This window comes from Pantoea dispersa (genome assembly GCF_019890955.1).
GTDB lineage: Bacteria > Pseudomonadota > Gammaproteobacteria > Enterobacterales > Enterobacteriaceae > Pantoea > Pantoea dispersa.
This window is the reverse complement of sequence record NZ_CP082347.1, coordinates 165970-191127: the sequence shown is the minus strand read 5'-3', so window position 1 is coordinate 191127 and position 25158 is coordinate 165970. Positions and strand designations below refer to the sequence as shown.

The following is a 25158-nucleotide window of genomic DNA, read 5'->3' as shown; positions in this document are numbered from 1 at the left end:
TAACCTAAACGCCTCCGCTAAGCGCCGTGCTCGTCCAGCGCCAGCGCCTGCAAAAAGCGTTGCAGGATGGCGTTGTGACGCGGGCCCTGGCGGGTGACGAGCGCGATTTGACTGTGGTAATGGAACTGCTGCGGCGCGAGGGCGCGCATTTGCTTTTTCTCCACCCACTGCGCGGCGTAGTGGTCCGGCAGGAAACCGATATAGCGCCCGGTGAGAATGAGAAATGCGATCCCTTCGCGATCGGAAGCGGTGGCGCTGCAGTTCAGCTGCTGATGCAGCGCAATCGCCTCCGCCGGCATGCGAAACAGCGGCGCTATCGCATCGCAGGCCGCCAGCGCGTGGTGTTCCGGCCGCTCCGCCTGGTTAAACAGCGGGTGCGCGTGGCTACAATAGAGCTGCGCATGTTCATCATACAGCTGTGCGTACGCCAGCCCGGAGACCGGCGCCGCCATCGGCAGCGCGCCCACGTGCAGGCGTCCTTCCAGCAGACCTCGCTCGATATCCGCCGCGGTTAACATACTGATGTTGATACGAATCCCTGCCCCGCTCTCCCGCAGCGCCGCCAGTGCATGGGTGAGACGCATGCGCGGCTGCGTCACCAGATTATTGATGATGCCGATGTTGAACTCTCCGCGCAGCTGCTGATGCATCTGGTTCACCTGCTGGCGAAAATCTTCCACCGCCGCCATCATGGTCTCGCTGTGTCGTAAAATTTCACGCCCTTCCTCAGTGAGCGCAAACCCGGCACGGCCGCGCTGGCACAGGCGCATGCCCAGCCGTTTTTCCAGATCGCTCATGTGCAGGCTGATGGCCGAGCGCGTAATACCGAGCAGGCTTTCGGCAGCGGAAAAGCTGCCGCACTCGCTGACGGTTTTGAAAACGCGCAGCAGTTTGAGGTCAAAGTCGGTCACCTGGGCCAGCGCTTTCTTTTTCATTCAGGTGAGTAAATCCATAAGTGAAGACAAGTTAATTAGCATTTAACTTACCCGGCGGCGGATTGCAAACTCTGCTTAACACATGCCGGAGAAAACCCGATGTCACAGCCGATCAATACCGCCGACCTGAATTTACAGGCGCACTGGATGCCGTTTACTGCTAACCGCTATTTTCAGCAGGATCCCCGTTTTATTGTCGCCGCGCACGGCCACTGGCTGACCGATGGCGACGGCCGCCAGATTTTCGATAGTCTGTCCGGTTTATGGACCTGCGGCGCGGGCCACACGCGCCGTGAAATCCAGCAGGCAGTCGCGCAGCAACTCGGTACGCTGGATTACTCGCCGGGCTTTCAGTACGGCCATCCGCTGTCGTTTCAGCTGGCCGAGCGCATCGCCAGCCTGATGCCCGGCCATCTCAACCATGTGTTCTTTACCGGTTCGGGGTCGGAGTCGGCGGATACTGCGGTGAAAATGGCGCGCGCCTGGTGGCGGGCCAAAGGCCAGCCCAATAAAACCCGGCTGATTGGTCGCGCGCGCGGCTATCACGGCGTGAACATTGGCGGCACCAGCCTTGGAGGAATCGGCGGCAACCGTAAGGCCTTTGGTCAGCTGCTGGAGGTTGATCACTTGCCGCATACGCTGCAGCCAGATCTGGCGTTCACCCCCGGCCAGCCCGCCACGGGCGGCGAGGCGCTGGCGGATGAGATGCTGAAGCTGATTGAACTGCATGATGCTTCGACTATTGCCGCGCTGATTGTTGAACCGCTGTCCGGTTCCGCCGGCGCGATTATTCCGCCGCACGGCTACCTGCAGCGCCTGCGTGAGATCTGTACGCAGCACGATATTTTGCTGATTTTTGACGAGGTGATCACCGGCTTTGGCCGCATGGGACGCTGGAGCGGCGCGGAGTATTTTGGCGTCACACCGGATCTGCTCAACTTCGCCAAACAGATTACCAACGGTGCCATTCCGCTGGGCGGCGTGGTGGCCAGCAGTGAAATCTATCACACCTTTATGTCTCAGCCGCTGCCGCAGCACGCGGTTGAGTTTGCGCACGGCTACACCTATTCGGCGCATCCGGTGGCCTGCGCGGCCGCGCTGGCGACGCTGGACGTGCTGGAAAACGAGGCGCTGATTAGCCAGTCAGCTGAACTGGCACCGCATTTTGAACGCGCGCTGCACGGGCTGCGCGATTGTCCGCAGGTGGTGGATATCCGCAACTGCGGGCTGGTCGGTGCCATTCAACTGGCACCCCGTGAAGGTGACGCGACCGTGCGGCCGTTTGAAGCGGGCATGGCGCTGTGGAAAGCCGGCTTTTACGTCCGCTTTGGCGGCGATACGCTGCAGTTCGGCCCGATGTTTGATACCCAGCCGGCCGAACTGGACCGGCTATTTGATGCGGTAGGCGAAGCCCTGCACGGCCTCAGATAATCTCAGTGCTGTAGCTGACCGGCTGCGGCGGAATAAATGCCTGCACCGGCGTCAGTTCGCCGCGGTATTTGCGCAGCTGCACCACGGTGATTTGTCCGCTACAGCCCTGCGCCAGCGATGAAGTGCCGATATCCAGCGTCAGCACATTCGGATTGCCGTGGCGACACAGCGGTCGCAGCGCGGTGGGATCGACCGGATCGTACCAGGCGCCGGTCGGCAGCTGCACCACACCCGGCATAATGCTTTCGGTGACGCGAGCGCTGGCCAGCACGTGACCGCGCTGATTGTACAACTCGATAATGTCGCCGTCGGTAATGCCGCGCGCGGCGGCATCGTGCGGATGCAGGCTGCACACCTCACGTCCTTCGCGTTTGCCGCTCAGGCTGTAGTCACCAAAATCCAGCTGGCTGTGCAGACGCGTGGCCGGCTGATTAGCGATCAACCACAGCGGATGCTCCGCATCCGGCTGCTGCTGCGGCGCGCGCCACACCGGATGGCCGGGGCAATTTTCATAGCCAAAGCTGGCGATGGTGGCGGAAAAGATTTCGATTTTGCCGCTCGGTGTCGATAGCGGTGCCGCCGCCGGATCGGCCCGAAACGCATTGATCATCCGCCCGCCATCTTTCAGCTGCGGCAGTTCAATCACGCCCTGCAGCCAGAACTGGTCGAAGTCAGGAATCGTCACCTGATGCGCGGCCAGTTTTTCCTGCAGCTGCGCATAGTGATGGCGCAGCCAGCCGCGGGCGTCGCGTCCTTCGGTGAACGCCTCTTCACGGCCTAAACGACGCGCCAGTTCAGCAAAAATGGTGTAGTCATCCTGCGCCTGCGCGTAAGGTTGCGCCACCGGCTGCATGGCAAACAGATGACGATCGGTCGGCGCACCGCCGATATCTTCACGCTCCAGCGTCATGGTGGCAGGCAGCACGATATCCGCATGGCGCGCGCTGGCGGTCCACGCGGTCTCGTGCACAATCAGCGTATCCAGCTGGCAAAACGCCTGCCGCAGCCGCGCCAGATCCTGATGATGATGGAACGGATTGCCGCCCGCCCAGTAGGCCAGACGGATGTGCGGATAGGTCAGACGCCGGCCGTTGTAATCAAACTGCGTGCCGGGATGCAGCAGCATATCGGCGATGCGCGCCACCGGGATCAGCCGGTCAATACCGTTCCTGCCCTGCGGCAGCGCCGGGAAACTCACCAGGTTATGATGCTTACCGTAATGGCCGAGTGCGCCGAGCGCATAGGTGTATCCTCCGCCCGGCAGCCCCGGCTGGCCCAGCGCGGCCGCCAGCACCAGCCCCAGCCATACCGGTTGCTCACCGTGTTCCGCGCGCTGCAACGCGTGCGCCACGGTAACCAGCACGCGCTTGCCGTGCAGCTGGCGGGCAAAATCGGTGATTGTTGCCGCGCTGACGCCACAAATCTCAGCCGCCCACTGTGCGTCGCGCCGCGTACCGTCCTCTTCGCCGCGAATATAGGCGACCATTTGCGGCCAGCCGACGGTGTAACGCGCGAGGAAAGCTTCATCGGTGCGCTGCTCGTCAATCAGCACCGACAGCAGACCGAGAATGAAGGCCGCATCGGTACCAGGACGCAGCGCCAGCCACTCTCCCTGCGCCTCATCGGGCAGATCGCTCTGCAACGGGCTCACCGAAATAAAGCGTGCGCCGCGCTCTGCCGCCTGCTGCATAAAGCCGCGTTCGGTGTGTTCGCTCAGACCACCGCTTGCCACCTGCGAGTTTTTCAGCGCCAGGCCGCCGAACGCCAGCACGATCTCGCTATGCCGGGCGATCTCTTCCCAGCTGACGCCGCGGCGGGCGATCTCATTCATGTCGCCGACGATATGCGGTAACAGCACCGAAGCCGAGCCGGAACTGTAGCTGTTCACCGAGCGCACATAGCCACCCATCACCGTGTTAAGAAAGCGGTGCACCTGGCTCTGCGCGTGGTGAAAGCGGCCGGCACTTGACCAGCCATATGAGCCACCAAAAATACCTTCCGGCCCATAAGCGTCACCGACGCGCTGCAGTTCGCGCGCCACCAGCGTGTAAGCCTGCTCCCAGCTCACCGCCACATAGTCGTCATTACCGCGACGTGGATCCGCGCCGGGCCCATTTTCCAGCCAGCCACGGCGCACCATCGGTTGCGCCACGCGCGCCGGGTGATGCAGGACATTATGAAAGTTTTGCAGCAGCGGGCTGGGATCCGGATCGCCGTGAAATGGTTCGATAGTCAGTCGATCGCCCTGCAGGCGGGCAGTAAAAGCACCCCAGTGGGCGCTGTGCATCACCGGTTTTTGCGTCATCATGCTTCCTGGAGTCAAAAATGAAAAACGGTGCTTACAGCACCGTTGCAATAAAGTTTCTTACCCGTCCGTTTTCCGGATCGTCGAGCACCTGCTGCGTCGGCCCCGCCGCCACAATCCGCCCGCCTTCCATAAACACGATGTTATCGGCCACCTCGCGCGCAAAACCGATCTCGTGTGTCACGATCACCATGGTGATGCCGGAGTGCGCCAGTTGTTTAATCACCTGCAGCACTTCACCCACCAGTTCCGGATCGAGCGCAGACGTGGGCTCATCAAACAGCATCACGCCGGGATCCATCGCCAGCGCACGGGCGATCGCCACGCGCTGCTGCTGACCACCGGAGAGATTCTGCGGCCACTCTTCTTCGCGCCCGGCCAGCCCCACCTGCTTTAGCAGCGACAGCGCTTTGCTGGTCGCCTGCTGGCGGCTCTGTTTTTTCACCCGCATCGGCGCATCGACAATGTTTTGCAGTACGGTGCGGTGCGGGAACAGGTTGAACTGCTGAAACACCATGCCGATTTCGGCGCGCTGACGCGCAATCTCGCTGCTGCTCAGCTCGTGCAGCGCCTGGCCTTTCTGCTTGTAACCAATGATCTCGCCACCGATACGAATCGTGCCACCATCCAGTTTTTCCAGATGGTTGATGCAGCGCAGCAGCGTCGATTTGCCTGAGCCGGACGGTCCGAGGATCACCGTCACCGAGCCAGCCGGGATATCAAGATTAACTTCATCCAGAATGGTGACGCCGGAAAAACGTTTGGTCACCTTACGTAAGGCGATCGCTTCAGCCATTGCTTACGCTCCTTTCGGCTTTAGGCGCGGAGAAACCGGGCAGCGACTTGAGTAAACTGCGCTTTTCGCGGCGCGTGACGCCACGGCCAAAGTAGCGCTCGACATAGAACTGACCAACCGACAGTACCGAGGTCATCAGCAGATACCACAGCGTTGCCACCAGCAGCAGCGGGATCACTTCATAGGTGCGCTGATAGATGATCTGCGCCGAAAACAGCACATCCTGCAGGGAGATCACCGATACCACCGCCGTGGTTTTCAGCTGGCCGATGATTTCGTTACCCGCCGGCGGCATGATGGCGCGCATCGCCTGCGGCAGTACGGTATGACGGAAAATCTGCGCCGGACGGTAACCCAGTGCACGGGCGGCTTCCAGCTGGCCGTTGCCAACGCTCTGAATCCCGGCGCGCACGATCTCCGCCGCATAGGCAGACTGATGCATTACCAGCGCGATCACCGCCGCGCTGAACGGGCTGACCAGCGCATTAGACTGGGTACTCCAGATCTCACCCAGACCCGGCAGCGACAGCGAAATGGTCGGGTACAGCGCCGCGATGTTGTACCACAGGAACAGCTGTACCAGCATCGGCACGCCGCGGAAAAACCAGGTATAGAACCAGCTGACGCCGACCAGCACCGGGTTGGATGACAGGCGCATCAGCGCCAGCACCGTGCCAAAGGCGAAGCCCAGCACCACCGAAATCGCTGTCAGCTGCAGCGTCATCAGCACGCCCTGCAGGATTGACTCGCCGGTGAAGTTTTCCGCAATCACGCCCCATTCGAAGCGCGGATTGTTGATCATCGAATGCGCCATCGCCACCACGCACAACAGCACCACCAGCGCACTGAGCCAGCGTCCGTAGTAGCGTTTACCGACGATTTTCAGATCGTCGGTGTGGTCGTGAAAGTCACTCATTGAAAGATATCCTGATTACGTTTTGACTCTTTAACCGCGCCAAAGCCGATGCCCCAGTTATCCAGGATCTTCTGGTAGCTGCCATCTTTAATCAGCGAGTTCAGCGCTGCCTGTACGGCAGGTTCAAGCGCGGAATCTTTCGGGAAGGCGACCGATACCGGCGCATCATGCACGGTGATTTCGCCGCTCATGGTCAGCGGTTTGATCACTTTCACCTGCCACAACAGGCCTTCGTACGGACCGAGGAACATCGGCACACGCCCGCTGACCACGGCCTGAACACCCGCCGGGCGATCCGGGAACACTGACACTTTAATCGGTTTTTTCCCGGCCGCTTCACAGGCTTTGCTGGCCTCTTCCAGACGGGTCACCTGAGTGGTGCCGGAACCGGCGCCGACTTCTTTACCGCACACCTCGTCGAGGGTTTTGAACGGCGCGACGTTGGCGTCTTTCCGCGAAATAATGCCGAGACGGCTGGCGTCGTAGTAACTCACGAAGTCGATAATTTTGGCGCGCGCCGGCGTGGCGTTGATGTTGGACAAGGCCACATCGTAGCGGCCGGTTTTCAGTCCCGGAATGATGTTGTCGAAGCCGCCGGTGTCACGCCACTGCACCTGAATGCCGAGACGCTCACCGACCGCGTTCATGATGTCAATTTCACGGCCGGCCAGCGTTTTATTGTCTTCTTTATAGAAGGTGGTGGGCGGCGTGTTGGGGTTGGTTCCTGCCACAATATAGCCGCGCTTCGCCACGTCGGCGGGCACCAGGCTTTTCAGCGCGGCATCAGCCTGAACATGCAGTGAGCTGTCGGTTGGGACGGATTGTTCGGCGGCAAACGCGGTGTGCGCACTGAGAGCGAGTGCGAAAAGGGTGATACCTTTTGCGAATTTCACTGGAACCTTTCTCCTGATATTTAAAATGTTTCCCGGCAGGGAAAAGGCGTCGAGGTAGCGATGTATTTTTCCCTTTGCCCATGTCGCGTAAAGCCGCGCGGCGCAAAGGATTGTCATCCTCTAAACGTCCCGTAGCCATTCTCTGGAAGATAGGCAGCGATCACAAATGCGAAAAACAGATATCTATTGCCGAAATCCGGCAATAGGGTTCTTTGCTGGCCTGAACGCGGCCCTGTAGTCGCGCAAAAATCAGATTGTTACCGCAAATCAGGCACCTGCTTATCCTGCCACGCTGGATGATTTGCTTATTAGCCATAACGTTCCTGTCTAAGCCACTATGTTGCCCTCTTGACAAAAACTGACAAAAAAACGGCACGGTGAGGCGATTTACGCAGGAATGTAAAGAAGTTGCACACCAATATACAATGCAAACCATTCTCATTATCATGCGCATTTGCTTACAAATGTTAACGCATCAGGGAGATGATATAAGTGAATGTAACTGTATGTGGCAAAAAGCGTCCGGTCGCACTGTGCCTGGCGGGCCTGTTAACCTCACCGGTGTTTGCCGCTGAACCCACGGAGAAGCTGGCCGACGATGAGTCGATGATTGTGACGGCAGAGCAGGAGCTGAAGCAGCAGCCGGGAGTCTCCACCATTACCGCTGAAGACATCAAAAAAAGTCCGCCCGTTAACGACCTCGCGGACATCATCCGCAAAATGCCCGGCGTTAACCTCACCGGTAACGGCGCCAGCGGCAGCCGCGGTAACAACCGTCAGATCGACATTCGCGGCATGGGCCCGGAAAACACTTTGGTGCTGATCGATGGCGTGCCGGTCACCTCCCGTAACTCGGTGCGTTACAGCTGGCGCGGTGAGCGCGACTCACGCGGGGATACCAACTGGGTACCGCCGGAAATGGTGGAACGCATTGAGGTGATACGCGGTCCGGCCGCTGCCCGTTATGGCTCCGGTGCCGCCGGCGGTGTGGTCAACATTATTACCAAACGCCCGACCAATGACTGGCACGGTTCGCTGTCGCTGTTCACTAACCAGCCAGAAGATGACAAGGAAGGCGCCACCCGCCGCGCGAACTTCAACCTCAGCGGTCCGCTGGCCGGAGAGGCGCTCACCATGCGGCTGTACGGCAACCTGAACAAAACGGATGCCGACGCCTTCGACATCAATACCGCGCAAAATGGCGCTTATGCCGCCGGACGCGAAGGGGTGCGTAACAAAGACATCAACGGCGTGCTGTCGTGGAAAATCACCCCGACGCAGATTGTCGATTTCAGCTATGGCTACAGTCGCCAGGGCAATATTTATGCCGGCGACACGCAAAACAGCAACAGCAATGCCAGCGCCAGCGGACTGGTTGAAGCGCTGTACGGCAGCGAAACCAACCGCCTGTATCGCCAGAACTACGGAGTGGTGCACAACGGCATCTGGGACTGGGGCACCTCTAAGCTTAACTTTAGCTATGAGAAAACCAACAACACCCGCCTGAAAGAAGGCTCCGGCGGCAGCACCGAAGGGATGATCAACAGCGATACGTACGCTACCAGCCGGCTGGAGAGCTATCGCGCCGGCGGCGAGATCAATTTCCCGCTGCAGCTGCTGGTCGATCAAACGGTTACGCTGGGTGCTGAGTGGAATCGCGATGAGCTTAACGATCCGGCCTCGGTACAGGCTACCAGCGCACCGGGCGTCGATTTCGGCGGCGTTTCCAGCGACGGTTCGCAGCGTGACAGTAAAAACAGCGCCACCATCAGCTCGCTCTATTTCGAAGACAACATCGCCGCCACCGACTCCACCGAAGTGATTCCCGGCCTGCGCTTTGACTATCACAATCAGTTTGGCGCTAACTGGAGCCCGAGCCTCAACCTGTCGCAGGGCCTCGGTGATTACTTCACGCTGAAAGCCGGTATTGCGCGCGCCTTTAAAGCGCCAAACCTGTATCAGTCCACTGAGGGCTATATTCTGTCGACGCGCGGCAACGGTTGTCCGATTGGCCTGTCACGCTGTTACCTGCTGGGCAGCAAAGACCTTGATCCCGAGATCAGTGTGAATAAAGAAGTGGGCATTGAGTTCAGTAATCAGGGCTATGTCGCGGGCATCACCTGGTTCCGCAATGATTACAAAAACAAAATCATCTCCGGCACCACGCCGGTGGCTTCAACCGGCTCGTATAACCTGCTGCGCTGGGAAAACGGCGGCAAAGCGATCGTCGAAGGGCTGGAAGGCAATCTGAGCATCCCGCTGATCGCCGACACGCTGGAGTGGCGCACCAATGCCACCTATATGTTCCGCTCGGAGAGCAAAAAAACCGGCAACCCGCTGACGGTAATTCCGGAATTCACCATCAATTCGCAGCTGGAATGGCAGGCGACCGAGGCGCTCAGCGCCAACATCAACTGGACGCAATACGGGCGGCAGAAGCCACGTCAGTATGCGGAAACCAGCCTCGAGGCCAGCCGTGGACTGTCGCAGCGTGAAATCAGCCCGTATTCCATTGTCGGACTGAACCTCAACTACGACATCACTAAAAACCTGAGCGCCAACGCCGGTATCAACAACCTGTTTGACAAGCGCGTTTATCGCGAAAATGCCGGGGCATCGACCTATAACGAACCGGGCCGCGCCTGGTACGCCGGTGTCACGATGTCGTTCTGAGGAATGGACGCCATCAGGTAAGGTGCTGGGGGTGATCACCCCCAGTCTTCAGCCATCAGTCCCGCAACGCGTTGGAACTCCCGCGTGTTTTAAGCACCGCCGTCTGTGCGGCAGGCCTGCGCGCTAGCCGGATGCTCAGCAGCGCGCCGGCCGCCAGACAAATCGACATACACACTATCGCCACGATGAAGGCATGGGTAATCTCTCCTGGCCCCTTGCCCGTGCCCAGCACGGCATAAAAGATCCCGCCGATAATGGCCACGCTCAGCGCCGTGCTCAGTTGCAAGGTGGAGCTGGCGATACCGGCAATCATCCCGGCCCAGGCGGGTGCCACGCGTCCGGTGACGATGTGCATCAGCGTCGGCAGCGCCAGCCCCTGGCCAAACCCCACCACAAACAGTCCCAGAGCCAGCGGCAGCGCCGCTGGTGACATCCCAACCGGCGTGCTGGCCATCAGCCACGCCAGGCCCAGCAGGCCGACCACTTCCAGCACCATCCCAGTGGCGTTAACGTAAGGCCCAATCAGCCGTCGCGCAGAGGGCGTGGATAACGGTCCCAGCAGAAAACCCGCACCAAAGGGCAGAAAGATCAGCCCGGCGCTCAGTACGCCCTGATGCAGCGCGCCCTGTAAATAGATCGAGAACAGCAGGAAGAATACGCCAATCGAGTAGAACAGCAGCGCCAGCAGCAGGGACAGCCCCAGCCCCGGCACGCTGAAAATCGCCGGGTCGATCAGCGGATCGCCGCCCTGCTTTGCCAGCCGGCTTTCATAGCGCCAGAACAGAGTGCCCAGCACCGGCACCAGCAGCAGCGATAGCCAGGCCCACAGCGGCCAGCCCGCTTCCCGTCCTTCAATCAGCGGCACGATCAGCAGACCCAGCGTCATCATCGACAGTCCCATTCCGCCAAAATCCAGCTTGCGCGCGTGCTGAGCTCGCGTCTCTTTAATCAACGGGATGCCAAACAACACCACCAGCAGCGCCACCGGCAGATTGACCAGGAAAATGGCGCGCCAGCCGCTATTGAACAGGTTGAGTGAGATCAGGATGCCGCCCAGCGCCTGACCGATCACCGAGGCCAGACCAAATACCGCGCCGTACAGGCTCAGCGCGCGCGATTTCTCCGCCTCCGGGAAAATCGCCTGAATCGAGGCCAGCGCCTGCGGTGCCATAATCGCTGCAGTGATGCCCTGCAGCACGCGGCCAGCGATCAGCGCACCCGGTGACCAGGCAAAGCCACACAGCGCAGAAGCCGCCGCAAAACCGGTCAGGCCAGCGAAGAACATGCGCCCGCGGCCAAACAGATCGCCGAGGCGACCGCCGGTGATCAGCGTGACGGCATAAAACCCGGCATAGGACGAGATGACAAATTGCTCCGCCGAGCCGGACGTGGCCAAGTCGCTCTGAATCGACGGCAGCGCCACATTGACAATAAAGAAGTCCAGCGGGGGTAAAAATGCGCCTGTCAGCAGGACGATAAACATCGCCCAGCGGCGTGGCTCGGGATTTAACGCGTGCGGATCGGACATCACAACACCTCACTAAGGAACCGATTGGTTCCAATATGGATAAAAAAATTAGTCGAGCAGACGCATCGTGCAGTCCACTACGGCGTTCATTTCTGCTTCCGTTGCCCCGGTTTTACCGAGGATGCGCATCCCTTCAATCTGGCAAACCAGTAAGCGGGCCAGCACCTGCTCATCACGCTCGGGCAGTTCTCCGCTCAGCTGACCGCGCACCAGTGTTGCCGCATACAGCTGCTGCAAACGCCGGAACATGCGCCCCGTGCGTTCGGCAATCTGTTCATCATGCGCGGCCATCTCGGTGGTGAGTGACACCACCAGACAACCGCGCCGCCCTTTCTCACCGCTGGAGAGCGCGGCATAACGCAGCAGCGAGGCGCGAATCGCCGTTTTAACCGCGCCGGGCTGCGCCAGAATATCCGAGGTGGCTTTCAGGCCTTCGGTCATGTAGATATCCAGCGCGGCCAGCAGCAGTCCTTTTTTATCGCCGAACGCCTTGTAGAGACTGCCGCGCGATAAACCGGTCCCGGCGATCAAATCCGGTAGCGACGCCGCTTCATAGCCGCGATCCCAGAAAACGTGCATGGCGCTGCGGGCGGCCTCTTCCAGCTCAAACTCGCGCGGGCGACCGATGACGGTCAGGTTCTTCATCACTGCCCTCCCCTTTAATTATAAACCAACTGGTTCCTATCTTAGCCGCAATGCAGTGGCTATTGCAAGTCAGCCGCCCCCCCCTTCACGGCTCGGCCGCTTACACATGGATAATCAGGGTTAAGTGATGCGTCACACAAAGAACTGACGTAACCCGTCGGCCAGCGCCTGCGGTTGCTCATCCGGGATAAAGTGACCACAGTGCGCGAGGCGAATCCCGCTGACGTCGGCCGCAAAAGTGCGCAGCGGCTGGGCCATATCGGCAATCGAACCCTGATCGGCGCTCACCGCCAGCAGCGGGATCGCCAGTTTTCCCCGGGTTTGCAACAACTGACGATTCTGCTCCGCCGAGGTGCTGACCTCACGATACGCCGCCATGCCGGCGCGCAGCGCGCCGTTTTGCTGCAGCAGCCGCACATATTCCGCCATCTCTTCGTCACCAAACACCATCGGGCTGGCTGCTTTGCGCTGCAAAAACCACTGCAGATAGAGCGCTTCACGACCGGCGATCAGCGCTTCCGGCAGATCCGGCAACAGGTGAAAAGCAAAGTGCCAGGTTTTCCAGGCTTTGTCCGGCGTCGCAGGCAGCGCATCCGGCAGCGTCACGCCGGGAATGCCGGCATCCAGCAGCGCCAGTTTGCTGATGGCATCACCGTGCAGCATCGCCAGCGGCCAGGCAACCCAGGCACCCACGTCATGCGCGGCCAGGTAGTAACGCTCAACCCCTAACTGCTGCAACAATCCCTGCACGCTGTGCGCCAGCGAGGTGGTGTCATAACCGCTGGCAGGCTTGTCGGAATCGCCCTGGCCGGGCAGATCCGGCGCAATGATAAAGTAGTCTGCCGCCAGCTGCGCCATCACCTTACGCCAGGCAAACCAGCTCTGCGGAAAGCCCGCCAGCAGTACCAGCACTGGTCCCTGCACATTGCCGCCGCTGACGTAGTGCAGCCGCACGCCCGCGACCGTGGCGTAAGCATGGTTAAACTGCGGCAGGTGATCGACGGGCTGTGACCAGCGCGGCGCGGCGTTCAGGGCAGGCAGTGACATAAGCGTTCTCCGGTTATTTTGGTAAAGATTATTTCCTTATTGGATGCGATCCTGCGCTACCGCGCCGTTAACGCGGACTCATTAAGGAAATGTTTATTTCCTTAATATTAACGACAGCCACGCGCGCCTTGCAAGCGAGTCTGTGAAATAGATCCGGAAGCGAACGGCGGAGTGAATAGCCCCGCCGCCGCGCCTGAGTGATGTGCGGTTATCCCGCCTTCTTCGACGTGGGTTTCAGCGATCGATTGAGATCCTGAATGCGTTTCATGGTTTTAACCGTGCGTGCCGAACTGGCAGAGGCCACCGCCAGAATCAGCATTTCGAGGCACACCAGCACCGTACCGTGCAGCGGCATGCGACCATTTTCACCGCCGCGCGGCACGTTAATTACTACATCCGCCTGCTGCGCAAACGCCGAATCCAGCGCGTGGGTCAGCAGAATCACCGGCATACCCAGCCGCTGCGCCTCTTTCAGCGTCGTCATGCCCTCACGGTGCGCCGATTTCTGCGCCATCATGATCAGTACATCGCCGCGCTGTAGCGTAATCAGCTGTTCTGCCAGCGCAATCCCGGCACGGTTAAGCGTCACCGCCGGCAGGCCGATGCGCCGGAACAGTCGCGCGCTGTACTCCGCCAGAATGCCGGAAGCGTTGATGCCAAACAGCGCCACCTGACGCGCTTCCAGCAACAGTGTCACCGCAGCCGCCACCGCCTGACGGTTAACCGGTTCTGCCAGTACTTCGCAGGCGCGCTGATGGCCGCCCAGCACAAAATCGATGCCGGAGTTGATGTCACACGACAGTTCGCTGATGGTCGCGCTCATCTTCTCTTCCGAGTTTTGCGCCGGGCCAAACCACGCGGCCAGCGTGGTTTTCAGATCGCGCAAACCGGCAAAGCCCAGCGCCTGCACGGTGCGTACCACGGTGGCGTCAGAAGTTTGGGTGGCCTGGGCGATATCCAATGCAGTCGCGTCTAATATAGCCTCACGATGTTCGTGGATATATCGCGCCACCGTTTGCAGGCTGGCCGATAATGTCGTGACGCGCGCACGGTAGCGTTCACCGAATACATCCACCCGATTTTTAATGTTATTAGCCGCCATTATGTTGCCTGTTAGTAATATCGCATCGTTGTGAACCGCGTCGGCAGGCCGGCTTGTAGTGAAAATTTGCGCCGCTACCGCTGTCCACTCCCTTCTCGCCTGGCTTAACCCGGCCAGCTTCAAATGCTATAAAATAAATAATAAGCTGATTTAAAATAAGTTTAATGATAATCCCGGTTCAAAAGTTTCTGCCGCGTTCTGCTGTAGTATCCACACCATCATTTACGTTTACTACTACATTTTTTCATGTTTGAATGATTCTCAATTACATCTCAGCCGCCTTTTTCTGCTGACTGATGGCATAACAATGCCGGGCCGCGAATGTCCTGTTCGTCACCGGCAGCATTTTACTGATAGCTTCGTTGCGCGGAATAAATAATCCCGCAATTACACCAGGTTTATATTCGATGCAGAACAACTCACCGCGGGCGGTTAAATTACTGTGCCATCCGGCTATCCTTGCCGCTATTTACGGCGTAACGGCACTCAGCAGTACTGACAGCCTTGCCGCTGAACAAAACAGCACCCTCACCGTGACGGCGCAGCAGCAAAACAGTGACGACGGCTATAGCGCCACCAGCAGTTCGGTCGCCAGTAAAACGCCGGTGTCGCGCCTCAATGAAGCCCAATCGGTGAGCGTGGTGACGCAACAGCAGCTGGAGGATTATCAGGCCGCCAGCCTCGCCGACGCGCTGCGCTTTGTCAGCGGCGTAAGCGAAGGCAATACGCTGGCAGGTACCGAAGATGGCTTTGTACGCCGCGGCTTTGGCAGCAACTCGGATGGTTCCATCTATCGTGATGGCGTGCGCAGCAGCCAGGGGTTGAATTTCGACGCCACCACCGAACGTGTCGAGGTACTGAAGGGCTCGGCTTCGCTGCTGTACGGTATCCAGAATCCCGGTGGCGTGATCAATATTGTGAGCAAAAAGCCGCAATACACCTGGCACACCAAAGTCAGCGGTCGCGCAGCCAGCGAGGGCGGCGGCGCCGGCACGCTGGACGTCACCGGCCCGCTCGGCAACGGTTTTGCTTTCCGCCTGATTGCCGAAAAGCAGAATCAGGATTACTGGCGCAATTTCGGCAGCGATAAACACACCTTAATTGCCCCCTCGCTACAGTGGTATGGCGAGCAGGCCAGCTTCCTCATCAGCTACGAAGATTATCAGTACGATATTCCCTACGATCGCGGCACGGCGTTTGTTAACGGTAAGCCGGTAGCGATTGGCTATAAAGATCGCCTGGACGATAAAGCTAACCATGCGTGGGGCCACAATAAAACCCTGAACGCGCACTACGACTGGCAGTTCAATGAGGCGTGGAGCACGCGCCTGACTTTTGGCTGGAACCAGCGTCAGTACGACAACAACGAAGTGCGGGTCACGGCGATTAACCCCACCACCGGCGTGGTGACGCGCCGCGCCGACGCCAACCGTGGCTTCAACCATAAAACCAAATACGTGGCGTGGGATGTGATCGGTTCCCCGCAGCTGTTTGGCATGACGCACGATGTGGTGTTCGGCACCGATTATGAAATGAACCAGACTTACCGTGCGCACCAGTATCAGGGTAAAGCGAACACCGGCTTCAACCTGTACGATCCGCAATACGATATGCTGGCACCGATCACCAACAGCAGCAGTGAAAATAGCGCCAACGCCAACCTGCTTAACCGCCTGCACAGTCGCTCGGTATACGCCAAAGACAGCATTTCGCTCACCGACGACTGGATTGCGGTGCTGGGCGGACGCTATCAGCACTATGAACAGCGCGCGTCAAAGGGCTTCGATCCGGTGGTGCAAACGCTGGACAGCGAGGGCAACAAGTTCCTGCCGCAGGCCGGGCTGATTTACAAACTGACGCCGGATGTCTCACTGTACAGCAGCGTGAGCAAATCCTTTACGCCGTCGACTGACGTCGACGATGACGGCAACGTTGGCAAGCCGGAACAGGGCACCACATGGGAAGTGGGCAGCAAGTGGCAGATTTCGCCCCGGCTGTTTGCCAGCGTAGCGCTGTACCGCATCGACGAACGCGATATGTCCCTTAATATCAACGGCACCACGCGCGCCATCAATAAAGCGCGTTCGAGCGGCGCTGAATTTGAGCTCAATGGTGAAGTGCTACCGGGCTGGGATCTGAGCGCCAACTACAGCTACGATAAGGCTGAAATCGTCGACGATGGCGTCAATCCGGCGAACAAGGGCAACCGCCTGCAGAATGCACCGCGTCACGCCGGGGCACTTTACCTGAGCCATAATCTGACGCTGAACGGCATTCCCGGTGACTTCCGCGTCGGCGGCGGTGCGCGCTACGTTGGCTCACGCGCCGGCGATCCGGAGAACAGCTTTACGCTGCCGGATTATGTGGTCGCCGACAGCTTTATCGCCTGGAATAATCAGCTGTTTGGCGAGAAAACCCAGCTGAAGCTTAACCTGAATAACCTGTTCAATAAGCACTACTACACCTCCAGCGGCGGCAACCTGCGCGTGCGCGAAGGGGAAACCCGTAACCTGATGGTCGAGGCCAGCGTTGAATTCTGATCGAGCGAAAAAGCCGCTGACGTGGCGTGCCTGGCTGGCTGCCCTCCTGCTGCTGGTGTTCAGCACCAGCGCGCTGGCCAGGGTGATCACCGATATTGACGGCAATCGGGTAGAGATTCCCGATAGTCCGCAGCGCATCGTACTGGGTGAGAGCCGCATGCTGTATGCGCTGGCGCTGCTGGCGCCGGATGACCCGTTCCGCCACATCGTCGGCTGGCCGCGCGATCTGCAAAAGTATGACAGCCAGACGTGGAACAGTTTTGCGCAGCGGTTTCCGCAGATGCTGAACATCCCGACGCTCGGATCGGGCGGCCCTCAGGCGATCAATCCGGAGCAGATTCTCGCCCTGCGGCCGGATGTGGTCATTCTGCCCAGTCTGGCGCGCTACGATGATGCCGATCTGAGGCTGGTCAGCATTCTAAATGCTGCGCATATTCCGGTAGTAAAGATCGATCTGCGCGTACATCTGTTAAAGAACACCCGGCGCAGCGTAGAGATTTTTGGTGAGGTGCTGAATCAGCAGGCGCGCGCGGCGGCGTTCAACCGCTTTTACAGCGCCCATCTGCAGGTGATTAAGGAACGGCTGGCGCGCTACCACGGGCCGAAACCCACGGTGCTATTGCAGTTGCATCTGGGACGGCGCAACGAGTGCTGCGTGACGGCGATTAACGGCAGTCTGGGCGAGCTGCTCAACGCCGCCGGCGGCGACAATATTGCTGGCAAAACCCAGCACGGCGTGTTTGGCCGTTTGAGTGAGGAGCAGGTGATCGCAGCCCAGCCTGAGTATTACTTTGCCACCGGCTTTGGCGATAACGCCAGCGCAGGCCTGCTGCGCCTCGGGCCGGACGTCACGCCCGACGCGGTGCTAAGCAGTTTCCGCCAGCTCACCGCGCAGCAGAATGGATTGCGTGAGCTGAAGGCGATTCGCAACGGCCATGCAGCGGCAATCTGGATGAATTTTTATCTCAGCCCGTGGCATATTGCGGTGACCGAGTTCATGGCAAAAACGCTGTATCCGCAGCTGTTCGCCGACATCGATCCGCAGCAGACGCTGGAAACCCTGTTCCGTGATTTCCTGCCGATCCCCTATCGCGGCACGCTGTTTATGCGCATTCCGGCGGTGGATTAACCGTGCTGTTCACACTGATATTTCTGTGCAGCCATTCCGGTGCGCATGAATGCGCCCCCTACAGATGACCTCAGACCCGATGCCGGTATGCATTGAGGCCCCCGGGAATGGCCCCTGTAGGGTCGCCATTTATGGCGACCGGCGGATCCGTGAAATACCTGAAACTAATACGCAATTGAGCTATGTCCTGTAGGGGCGCCATTTATGGCGACCGCTGTGCTGCCTGCGGCTGGCGCTTAAACACCCAGAACGCCCAACTGTGGTACAGCAGCGTCAGCGGCAACACAATCAGCAAACCCGTCACCACGAACCCCTGCGTCACCGGCGAGGAGGCCTGCTGGTGCATCTCCAGCTGCCACGGCAGCAACCACGGATAAAGTCCGCACGCCAGCGCCGCGACCACCACGCCCGTCTGCACCAACGTGATCATCAATAACGCCACCATCGCTTCCCGCCACAGCGTGAGCAGCTGCAGCAGCCACAGCGCAGGCAACAGGCTCAGCAACACTTTTCCCGGCCAGCGCTGCCAGCTCTGCTGCCACAGCGCCGGCTCCAGCAGCAGCACGGCAATAAAGCAGGCCAGCGTCACCACCCACCACAGCATCGCCAGCGCCCGCGCCCGCTCCGCCACCGGCTCGCCAATGCGCCAGCACAGCCAGCAGCAGCCCAGCAGCAAATCAACCGCCACCAGCCCGAGACCGCACAGCAGCGGCACCAGCGAAAAATCAATCACAATCCCGCTGGGCGGACGCGACACCAGCATCAACCCGCTCATCCAGCCTGGCAGAAACGCTGCCAGCAGCGAGCTGACCATCAGCAGCCGGTCCAGCCAGCGTCGCCCGGTCTCGCCAGGCTGACCGCGATACGCCAGCGCCAGCCCGCGCAAAAACAGCGCCAGCAGGAAGAGAAACAGCGGCACCTTCAGCGTTTGTAACAGCAGACTGTACAGCGGCGGAAACAGCGCCAGCATGCCGCCTGCCAGCAACACCAGCCAGGTTTCATTGGCATCCCACAGAGGCAGCAGGCTGTGCACCATCCACTGCCGTTCTTGTGGCTGGTCGAAACTGTACAGCAGCATCCCCACGCCGCTATCCGTGCCATCCAGCGCCAGATACATCAGCAGGGCAAACAGCAGGAGCACCGCAGAAAGTTCGACCAACATCTTCACCCTCCTCAGGCTGGCGTCTGTATGGTTTCTGCTACCGCCGTCGCCTGGGGATCCGGCAGCGGTGCCGCCAGGTGGCGCAGCAGATAACCCAGACCAAAGGCAAAACTCAGTGCGTAAATCACCACCACCGACAAGAAAATGGCGACGCTGCTGCCGAGGGACATTGGCGCCAGGCTGTCGGCGGTACGTAGCATGCCGTATACCGTCCACGGCTGCCGGCCGACCTCCGTCACCACCCAGCCCGCCAGCAGCGCAATGAAGCCAGCCGGTGACATCAGCGCCAGCAGACGCAGCACGCGCCGCGACTGATCAAGACGACCGCGCCAGCGCTGCACATTGCCCGCCAGGCTGCTCAGCAGCATCAGTAGCGCCAGGCCCACCATCAGGCGAAAGGCAAAAAACACCGGCAGCACCGGCGGCAGGCTGTCGCGCGGGAATTCACCCAGGCTTTTGATGTGGCCGCTGAGGTTATGGCGCAGGTAGAGCGAGCCGATAGCCGGGATTGCCAGCTCGGCGTGGTTCCGCTGCTGCGCCTGATCGGGCAGCGCAAACAGCCGCAGCGGCTCGCCCTCCCCTGGCGCAGGCGGCTGCCAGCTGCCCTCGATCGCCGCCAGTTTGGCGGGCTGATAATCACGGGTATTTTCGCCATGCAGATCACCCACCACCATCTGCAGCGGCAGGATGCACAGCGACACCGTCAGCGCGCTGCGCAGCATCAGCCGGCTGGCGGCCTCGCCAGCATTACGCAGCAGGCGCCACGCTGCGACACCACCCAGCAAAAACGCCACGCTGATCCACGAGGCCAGCAGCATGTGCGCCAGCCGCCAGCCAAATGAGGGCGCGGAAATCAAACTCCAGGCGCTATCCGGCGTGAACTGGCCGGCATCATTCAGCGTAAAGCCGCGCGGCGTTTGCATCCATGAGTTAGCGGCGAGGATCCAGAAAGCGCTAAAAACCGCGCCGAGCGCCACCAGACAGGTAATGGCGAAATGCACGCCGGGTTTCACCCGATCAATGCCAAACAGCATCACGCCGGTCAGCGCCGACTCAAGGAAAAAAGCGATCAGCACTTCATACAGCATCAGCGGACCGATAATGCCGCCCGCTTTGCTGGCAAACACCGACCAGTGGGTGCCGAACTGAAACTCCATGATCACGCCGGAAACCGTGCCAATCGCCACGGTGAGCGCGAATACCTTGATCCAGAAGTGCAGCGCCTGATGCGCTTCCGGCCGCCTGCCCCACAGCCAGCGCGCTTCAAACCACACCAGAAACGGGGCCAGCCCCAGCGTCAGCGCTGCCAGGGTAATGTGCATGCCCATCGTCAGGGCAAACTGACCGCGCGCGATCAGCAGCACCCACTCCTGGCTACTCACGGCTCGGCTTACCGCTGTAGCGGGTTATCGGCTTCTCCTCGTCACCCTGCATGGCGCGCGCGAAGGTTTCCAGCGCCGCCAGCAGTGGCCGGATGCCCTGCCACAGCGCCTCATCATTCAGCAGTTTGAGCACGCCACTGACGCCCGGCGCGCTTTTCTCCTGCTGCGCCGTGTCGCTGGCCGGCTTCATCGCCAGCAGGGCATCGCGCAGCGCCAGCAGCAAATGGTTGAAACGCTCCGGCGGTACGGTGCTGAGCGTCATAAACAGCAGCGACAGGTTCTGAACCGCATTTTGCGTGCCGGGCCGGTTAAGCCCGGCGGCGACGATTTTGCCGATGTCATTGTTGGCTTTTACCATGTCATTAGCCAGGCGCAGGAAACCGTGTTGATGCAGGTTCTCCAGCAGTTCGTTCAGCGCTTCCTGCGCGCTGGGTTCGGTGCGCGTCGGAGCGGGTTGATAGTGCAGCGGTTCGGCCATTAGCTTTTCTCCGGATGCGAAACGTGTTCAGGCGGTAGCCGGTATTCAGGCTGCTGCCATTTTTGTTCAACGGGCAGATGATCCAGCGGCGTGCGCTGGCCGTGGCGGAAGTTGTGCAGCGGAATCGGGTGCGGCTGTGGCGCATGCGCCAGTTTGCGCATCGTCACCGCAATCTCTTTGTAGGCCGGGGTGTTGACGTCGGGATCGTGGTGTTCACCGGTCAGCCCGTTCACCCCCGGTTTGCCATGATGGATAGGAATGAACAACACATTGCCGGCCATCCGTTCAGTCACCACCACCGGCACCTCTACGCTGCCCCGGCGCGAACGCAGCTCCACCCAGTCGCCCTGCTGTAATTGCCGCTCCTGCGCCAGCTGCGGCGAAATCTCAACAAACCAGTTGGGCGACAGCGATTTGATGCGCCCGCCCTGCCCGGTCTGATTGGTCGACTGGAAATGCTCCAGCATGCGGCCATTGTTCAGCAGCAGGTCGTACTGCGTATCGGGCGCTTCCATCGGTGGCTGCCATGTCAGCGGGTAGAGACGCGCTTTGCCATCAGGAAAGGCGAACGCCTCGGTATACAGCAGCGGCGTGCTGCTGCCGTCGGCGTTTACCGGCCACAGCTGTGACTGCCAGCCGACGAGGTTCTCATAGCTGACCCCGGCAAACAGCGCGGCGATACCAGCAGCTTCTGCCATGATGGCGCCGGGATTTGGGTAGTGCCAGTGATGGCCGAGACGCGCGGCGACCTCAGTCAGTATCTGCCAGTCAGGCCGGCTGTCGCCGAGCGGCGCAAACGCAGGCGAGAAGTGCTGAATGCGCCGTTCGGTATTCACGAAGGTGCCCTCTTTCTCCAGGCTCGGACAGCCAGGCAGCACCACATCCGCAAACTGCGCGGTACGGCTCATGAAGATGTCCTGCACCACCATGAAATCCAGCCGGCTAAAGGCTTCGTGCACTTTGGTCGAGTCCGCATCAGAAAAGGCGGTCTCTTCGCCGATGATGTACATGGCGCGCACCCGCTGTTTATGCGCGTCTTCCACCATCATGAAGTTATCCAGCCCGGCTTTATCGGAAAGCGCTTCCGGTGCCACGCCCCAGGCGCGCGCCCATTTTTCCCGCACCTGCGCATCGGTCACTTTTTCGTAGCCGGGATAGACATTGCTTAAGCAGCCAAAATCGCTGGCGCCCTGCACATTATTGTGACCGCGCATCGGGTAACCGCCGGTGCCAGGGCGGCCGTAGTTGCCGGTGACCAGCAGTAGATTGGAGAGTGCGGTGCTGGTATCCGCACCGTGGCTGTGCTGCGTAATGCCCATCGCCCACAGCAGGCAGGCGCTGCCCGCGTTACCGATCATCTCGGCGGCTTCGGTCAACTGCGCCACGCTCAGACCGGTGACTTCACTGGCCATCTCAAGCGTAAACGGAGCCAGCGAGGCGCGATATTCCGCCACCTGATTAACGCGCGTGCGCAGGAATGCTTCATCGGCATAACCGTGATCGAACATGTAGCGCGCCATCGCCGATGCCCACACCATGTCGGTACCGGGACGGATGCGCAGATAACAGTCGGCGCGCTCAGCCATTTCGTGACGGCGCGGATCGACCACCAGCAGCTTTTGTCCGCGATGTTTGTGGCTCTGCTTGATATGTGACGCGAAAACCGGGTGGTTTTCCGCCAGGTTGCTGCCAACGGTGATGATCAGGTCGGTCTGCTGCAGATCGCGCAGCGTACCGGCATCGCCGCCGTAGCCCACGGTGCGAAACAGCCCTTCCGTCGCCGGGTTCTGGCAATAGCGCGAGGAGTTGTCCACGTTATTGGTGCCGAAAATCAGACGGGCGATCTTCTGCGTCAGGTAGGCTTCCTCATTGCTGGCTTTACTGGAACCAATAAAACCAATGGCGTTACCGCCGTGCTGGCGCGCCACCGCGCGCAGTCCGTCGGCAACCCGCTGTAGCGCCTCTTCCCAGCTGGCCGGGCGGAACTGGCCGTTTTCACGAATCAGCGGCGTGGTCAGCCGGTTCGGGCTGTTCACAAAATCCCAGCCAAATTTGCCTTTGACACAGGTTGAGATGCCGTTAACCGGCGCATCAGCCACCGGCTGGATTTTGAGGATGTGGCGATCGCGCGTCCAGACTTCAAAACTGCAGCCGACGCCGCAATAGGTGCAGACGGTTTTGGTTTTTTTAATTTCGACTTTGCGCAGCGCATCATCGATCAGCGAAATTCCGGTGATCGGCTCCATACCGATGCTGTTTTCCAGCGATTTGACGAAATCAATCAGCGGCCGCTTCAGGTCTTCATCCATCGCGGTGAAGGGACCGGCGTCGGGCTGCATGGTTTTTTCCAGCAGCGCGTTGCACGGGCAGACGGTCACGCAGTGCCCGCAGCTGACGCAGCTGGAACCGGCAATCTGCGTTCCGCCATCCCACAGCACGCGCGGGTGATCGGCGCTGTAATCAATCGACAGCGTCTCATTTACCTCGACATTCTGGCAGGCTTCCACGCAGCGTCCGCACAGAATGCACTGATCCGGATCGTAGGTATAAAACGGATTACTGTGGTCTTTGCTGTCCGGTTTGCGCTGGTAGGGGTAATACTGAATCGGAATGTGCATGTCCGCGACGGTGTTATGCAACGTGCAGTCGCCGGTGTTGTGCTCACACACCGTGCAATAAAGCTCGTGGCGATTGAGGATGCGGTCCATGCCCTCCTGCTGTGCCGCCTGCAGTACCGCACTCTGGCTGACCACGCGCAAGCCCTCGGCGCTGCGTAACGTGCAGCCGCGCACCGCTTCGCCATCCACCTCCACCCAGCAGACATCACAGGTTTGCAGCGGCGGCAGCGCCGGGTGATAACAGACATGAGGCAGTTTTTTTCCCTGCTCCTGCAGAAAATCAATTAACGGTTGATTTGCGGTTCCGCTTAAGCGTTCACCATTAAATATAATGGTACATTGTGCTTCGCTCATTTAACGCCTCGTTTAAGCCATCGCTCATAAATATTCGGGCCGGACAGCGCCGGTTATTATGTAAAGTTATGCATAGAGCTTAGAAACAAATCTTTATCCCGCAAGCAGACCGATTCGCTTAATAATGCGCACAGCTTACGCAGCGCTAAAATAATCATTACGTTAGTGATTTTGTAACTAAAAATATCATTTCAGCCACTGCCGCCACGCTTTAATAAAACGCGACTGCTTATTTTTTGACGTGACAAATATCACATCTCTGCCAGGCTTAATTTACTCGTTCCACTGTACAAGGAGATAGGTATGACTTCATTTACTAACAAAACGCTGATTACCCAGGAATATCCAAAGCCGCCATTCAAAAAGCAGCATCAGCCCATTCCGGGATTAGCCAGTAAGATGGAACCCCGTCCCGATCACGGTGAAACCAGCTATCGCGGCACTGGCCGTTTAACCGGGCGCAAGGCGCTGATTACCGGTGGTGACTCCGGCATTGGCCGCGCAGTAGCCATTGCGTATGCCCGTGAAGGGGCTGACGTGGCAATCAACTACCTGCCGGAAGAGGAGCAGGACGCCGCTGAAGTGGTGCAATTAATCGAAGCGGAAGGCCGTAAAGCGGTGGCTATTCCGGGTGATATTCGCTCAGAATCTTTTTGCCAGCAGCTGGTAAAAGAGGCAGCAGAAAAACTCGACGGTCTGGATATTCTGGTGAATAACGCCGGTCGCCAGCAATTTAATGAGTCAATTCGCACGCTCTCAACGGAAGATTTTGACGCCACCTTTAAGACCAATGTTTATGCGATGTTCTGGATCACCAAAGCGGCACTGGAATATTTGCCTGCCGGATCATCCATTATTAATACCTCGTCGGTTCAGGCGTATGAACCGAGCGCCATTCTGCTGGATTACGCGCAAACCAAAGCCGCTATCGCTGCCTTTACCAAAGCGCTGGCGAAACAGCTGGGCGAACAGCAAATTCGCGTCAATGCCGTCGCGCCAGGACCGTACTGGACCGCGCTGCAGGTGTGCGGCGGCCAGCCGCAGGAAAAAGTCGAGCAGTTTGGTGCCAGCGCGCCGCTGGGCCGCCCCGGCCAGCCAGCTGAAATCGCGCCGCTGTATGTGACCTTTGCGGAGACCACCAACAGCTTCACCTCAGGCCAGGTATGGTGCTCTGATGGCGGTACCGGCACCCTCTGACATACGGGTGCTCATCCGGATTACGTG

18 protein-coding genes are annotated in these 25158 nt (G+C 59.5%); 5 read left to right on the top strand and 13 right to left on the bottom strand.

What is annotated here, in order from left to right:
* Nucleotides 1-17: 17 nt before the first annotated feature.
* Nucleotides 18-935, bottom strand: coding sequence for a LysR family transcriptional regulator (locus tag K7H94_RS19625; protein ID WP_222952316.1), 918 nt, complete (start codon nt 933-935; stop codon nt 18-20).
* Nucleotides 936-1034: 99 nt separating this feature from the next.
* Between K7H94_RS19625 and aptA the strand changes: the two genes are divergently transcribed.
* Nucleotides 1035-2366: an omega-aminotransferase AptA gene (gene aptA, locus K7H94_RS19620; RefSeq protein WP_150059074.1), complete on the top strand. Its 1332-nt coding sequence runs from the start codon at nt 1035-1037 to the stop codon at nt 2364-2366.
* Here aptA and K7H94_RS19615 read toward each other — a convergent pair.
* From K7H94_RS19615 to K7H94_RS19600, 4 genes are read right to left on the bottom strand one after another with little or no spacing between them, the layout of a single operon-like run.
* The gene (locus K7H94_RS19615) at nt 2359-4671 is read right to left on the bottom strand and encodes a molybdopterin-dependent oxidoreductase (RefSeq protein WP_222952386.1); all 2313 of its coding nucleotides are present in this window, start codon (nt 4669-4671) and stop codon (nt 2359-2361) included. The genes aptA and K7H94_RS19615 overlap by 8 nt on opposite strands.
* A 34-nt stretch (nt 4672-4705) precedes the next feature.
* Nucleotides 4706-5467 carry an amino acid ABC transporter ATP-binding protein gene (locus tag K7H94_RS19610; protein WP_058758829.1) on the bottom strand — a complete coding sequence of 254 codons (762 nt, stop codon included), beginning with the start codon at nt 5465-5467 and terminating at the stop codon, nt 4706-4708.
* Nucleotides 5460-6383 carry an amino acid ABC transporter permease gene (locus K7H94_RS19605; RefSeq protein ID WP_021509533.1) on the bottom strand — a complete coding sequence of 308 codons (924 nt, stop codon included), beginning with the start codon at nt 6381-6383 and terminating at the stop codon, nt 5460-5462. Before K7H94_RS19605 ends, K7H94_RS19610 begins: the two co-directional genes overlap by 8 nt.
* Nucleotides 6380-7276: an ABC transporter substrate-binding protein gene (locus tag K7H94_RS19600; RefSeq protein ID WP_021509534.1), complete on the bottom strand. Its 897-nt coding sequence runs from the start codon at nt 7274-7276 to the stop codon at nt 6380-6382. The genes K7H94_RS19605 and K7H94_RS19600 overlap by 4 nt, the downstream gene beginning before the upstream one ends.
* 492 nt (nt 7277-7768) lie before the next feature.
* Here K7H94_RS19600 and K7H94_RS19595 point away from each other — a divergent pair, with 492 nt between their 5' ends.
* Nucleotides 7769-9949, top strand: a complete 2181-nt coding sequence (locus tag K7H94_RS19595; protein WP_222952315.1) for a TonB-dependent siderophore receptor — start codon at nt 7769-7771, stop codon at nt 9947-9949.
* 55 nt (nt 9950-10004) lie between these two features.
* Here the strand turns inward: K7H94_RS19595 and K7H94_RS19590 are convergent, their stop codons facing one another.
* The 4 genes from K7H94_RS19590 to K7H94_RS19575 form a co-directional block, all read right to left on the bottom strand.
* The gene (locus K7H94_RS19590; RefSeq protein ID WP_245001433.1) at nt 10005-11477 is read right to left on the bottom strand and encodes an MFS transporter; all 1473 of its coding nucleotides are present in this window, start codon (nt 11475-11477) and stop codon (nt 10005-10007) included.
* 48 nt (nt 11478-11525) lie between these two features.
* Complete coding sequence (locus K7H94_RS19585; RefSeq protein ID WP_088517674.1) at nt 11526-12122, bottom strand: TetR/AcrR family transcriptional regulator; 597 nt, start codon at nt 12120-12122, stop codon at nt 11526-11528.
* 132 nt (nt 12123-12254) lie between these two features.
* On the bottom strand, nt 12255-13169 hold the full coding sequence (locus K7H94_RS19580; RefSeq protein ID WP_222952314.1) for an alpha/beta fold hydrolase: 915 nt from the start codon (nt 13167-13169) through the stop codon (nt 12255-12257).
* A 208-nt stretch (nt 13170-13377) separates the two neighbouring features.
* Complete coding sequence (locus K7H94_RS19575) at nt 13378-14271, bottom strand: MurR/RpiR family transcriptional regulator (RefSeq protein WP_058770525.1); 894 nt, start codon at nt 14269-14271, stop codon at nt 13378-13380.
* A gap of 407 nt (nt 14272-14678) precedes the next feature.
* Here K7H94_RS19575 and K7H94_RS19570 point away from each other — a divergent pair, with 407 nt between their 5' ends.
* Together K7H94_RS19570 and K7H94_RS19565 are read left to right on the top strand one after the other, a co-directional pair.
* Nucleotides 14679-16811, top strand: coding sequence for a TonB-dependent siderophore receptor (locus K7H94_RS19570; RefSeq protein WP_150360209.1), 2133 nt, complete (start codon nt 14679-14681; stop codon nt 16809-16811).
* Nucleotides 16801-17940: an ABC transporter substrate-binding protein gene (locus K7H94_RS19565; RefSeq protein ID WP_411829757.1), complete on the top strand. Its 1140-nt coding sequence runs from the start codon at nt 16801-16803 to the stop codon at nt 17938-17940. Before K7H94_RS19570 ends, K7H94_RS19565 begins: the two co-directional genes overlap by 11 nt.
* A 202-nt stretch (nt 17941-18142) precedes the next feature.
* On the opposite strand, the gene K7H94_RS19560 is transcribed toward K7H94_RS19565, so the two are convergent.
* From K7H94_RS19560 to fdhF, 4 genes are read right to left on the bottom strand one after another with little or no spacing between them, the layout of a single operon-like run.
* Nucleotides 18143-19102 carry a cytochrome d ubiquinol oxidase subunit II gene (locus tag K7H94_RS19560; RefSeq protein WP_222952313.1) on the bottom strand — a complete coding sequence of 320 codons (960 nt, stop codon included), beginning with the start codon at nt 19100-19102 and terminating at the stop codon, nt 18143-18145.
* Between the two features lie 11 nt (nt 19103-19113).
* Nucleotides 19114-20484: a cytochrome ubiquinol oxidase subunit I gene (locus tag K7H94_RS19555; RefSeq protein WP_222952312.1), complete on the bottom strand. Its 1371-nt coding sequence runs from the start codon at nt 20482-20484 to the stop codon at nt 19114-19116.
* Nucleotides 20477-20962 (bottom strand): DUF1641 domain-containing protein, encoded by a 486-nt coding sequence (locus K7H94_RS19550; protein WP_222952311.1) that lies wholly within the window; start codon nt 20960-20962, stop codon nt 20477-20479. Before K7H94_RS19550 ends, K7H94_RS19555 begins: the two co-directional genes overlap by 8 nt.
* A complete protein-coding gene (fdhF, locus tag K7H94_RS19545; protein ID WP_222952310.1) occupies nt 20962-23934 on the bottom strand; it encodes a formate dehydrogenase subunit alpha in 2973 nt (990 codons plus the stop codon). The genes K7H94_RS19550 and fdhF overlap by 1 nt, the downstream gene beginning before the upstream one ends.
* Nucleotides 23935-24237: 303 nt before the next feature.
* Between fdhF and K7H94_RS19540 the strand changes: the two genes are divergently transcribed.
* The gene (locus tag K7H94_RS19540; protein WP_058770520.1) at nt 24238-25131 is read left to right on the top strand and encodes an SDR family oxidoreductase; all 894 of its coding nucleotides are present in this window, start codon (nt 24238-24240) and stop codon (nt 25129-25131) included.
* The last annotated feature ends 27 nt before the right edge of the window (nt 25132-25158 follow it).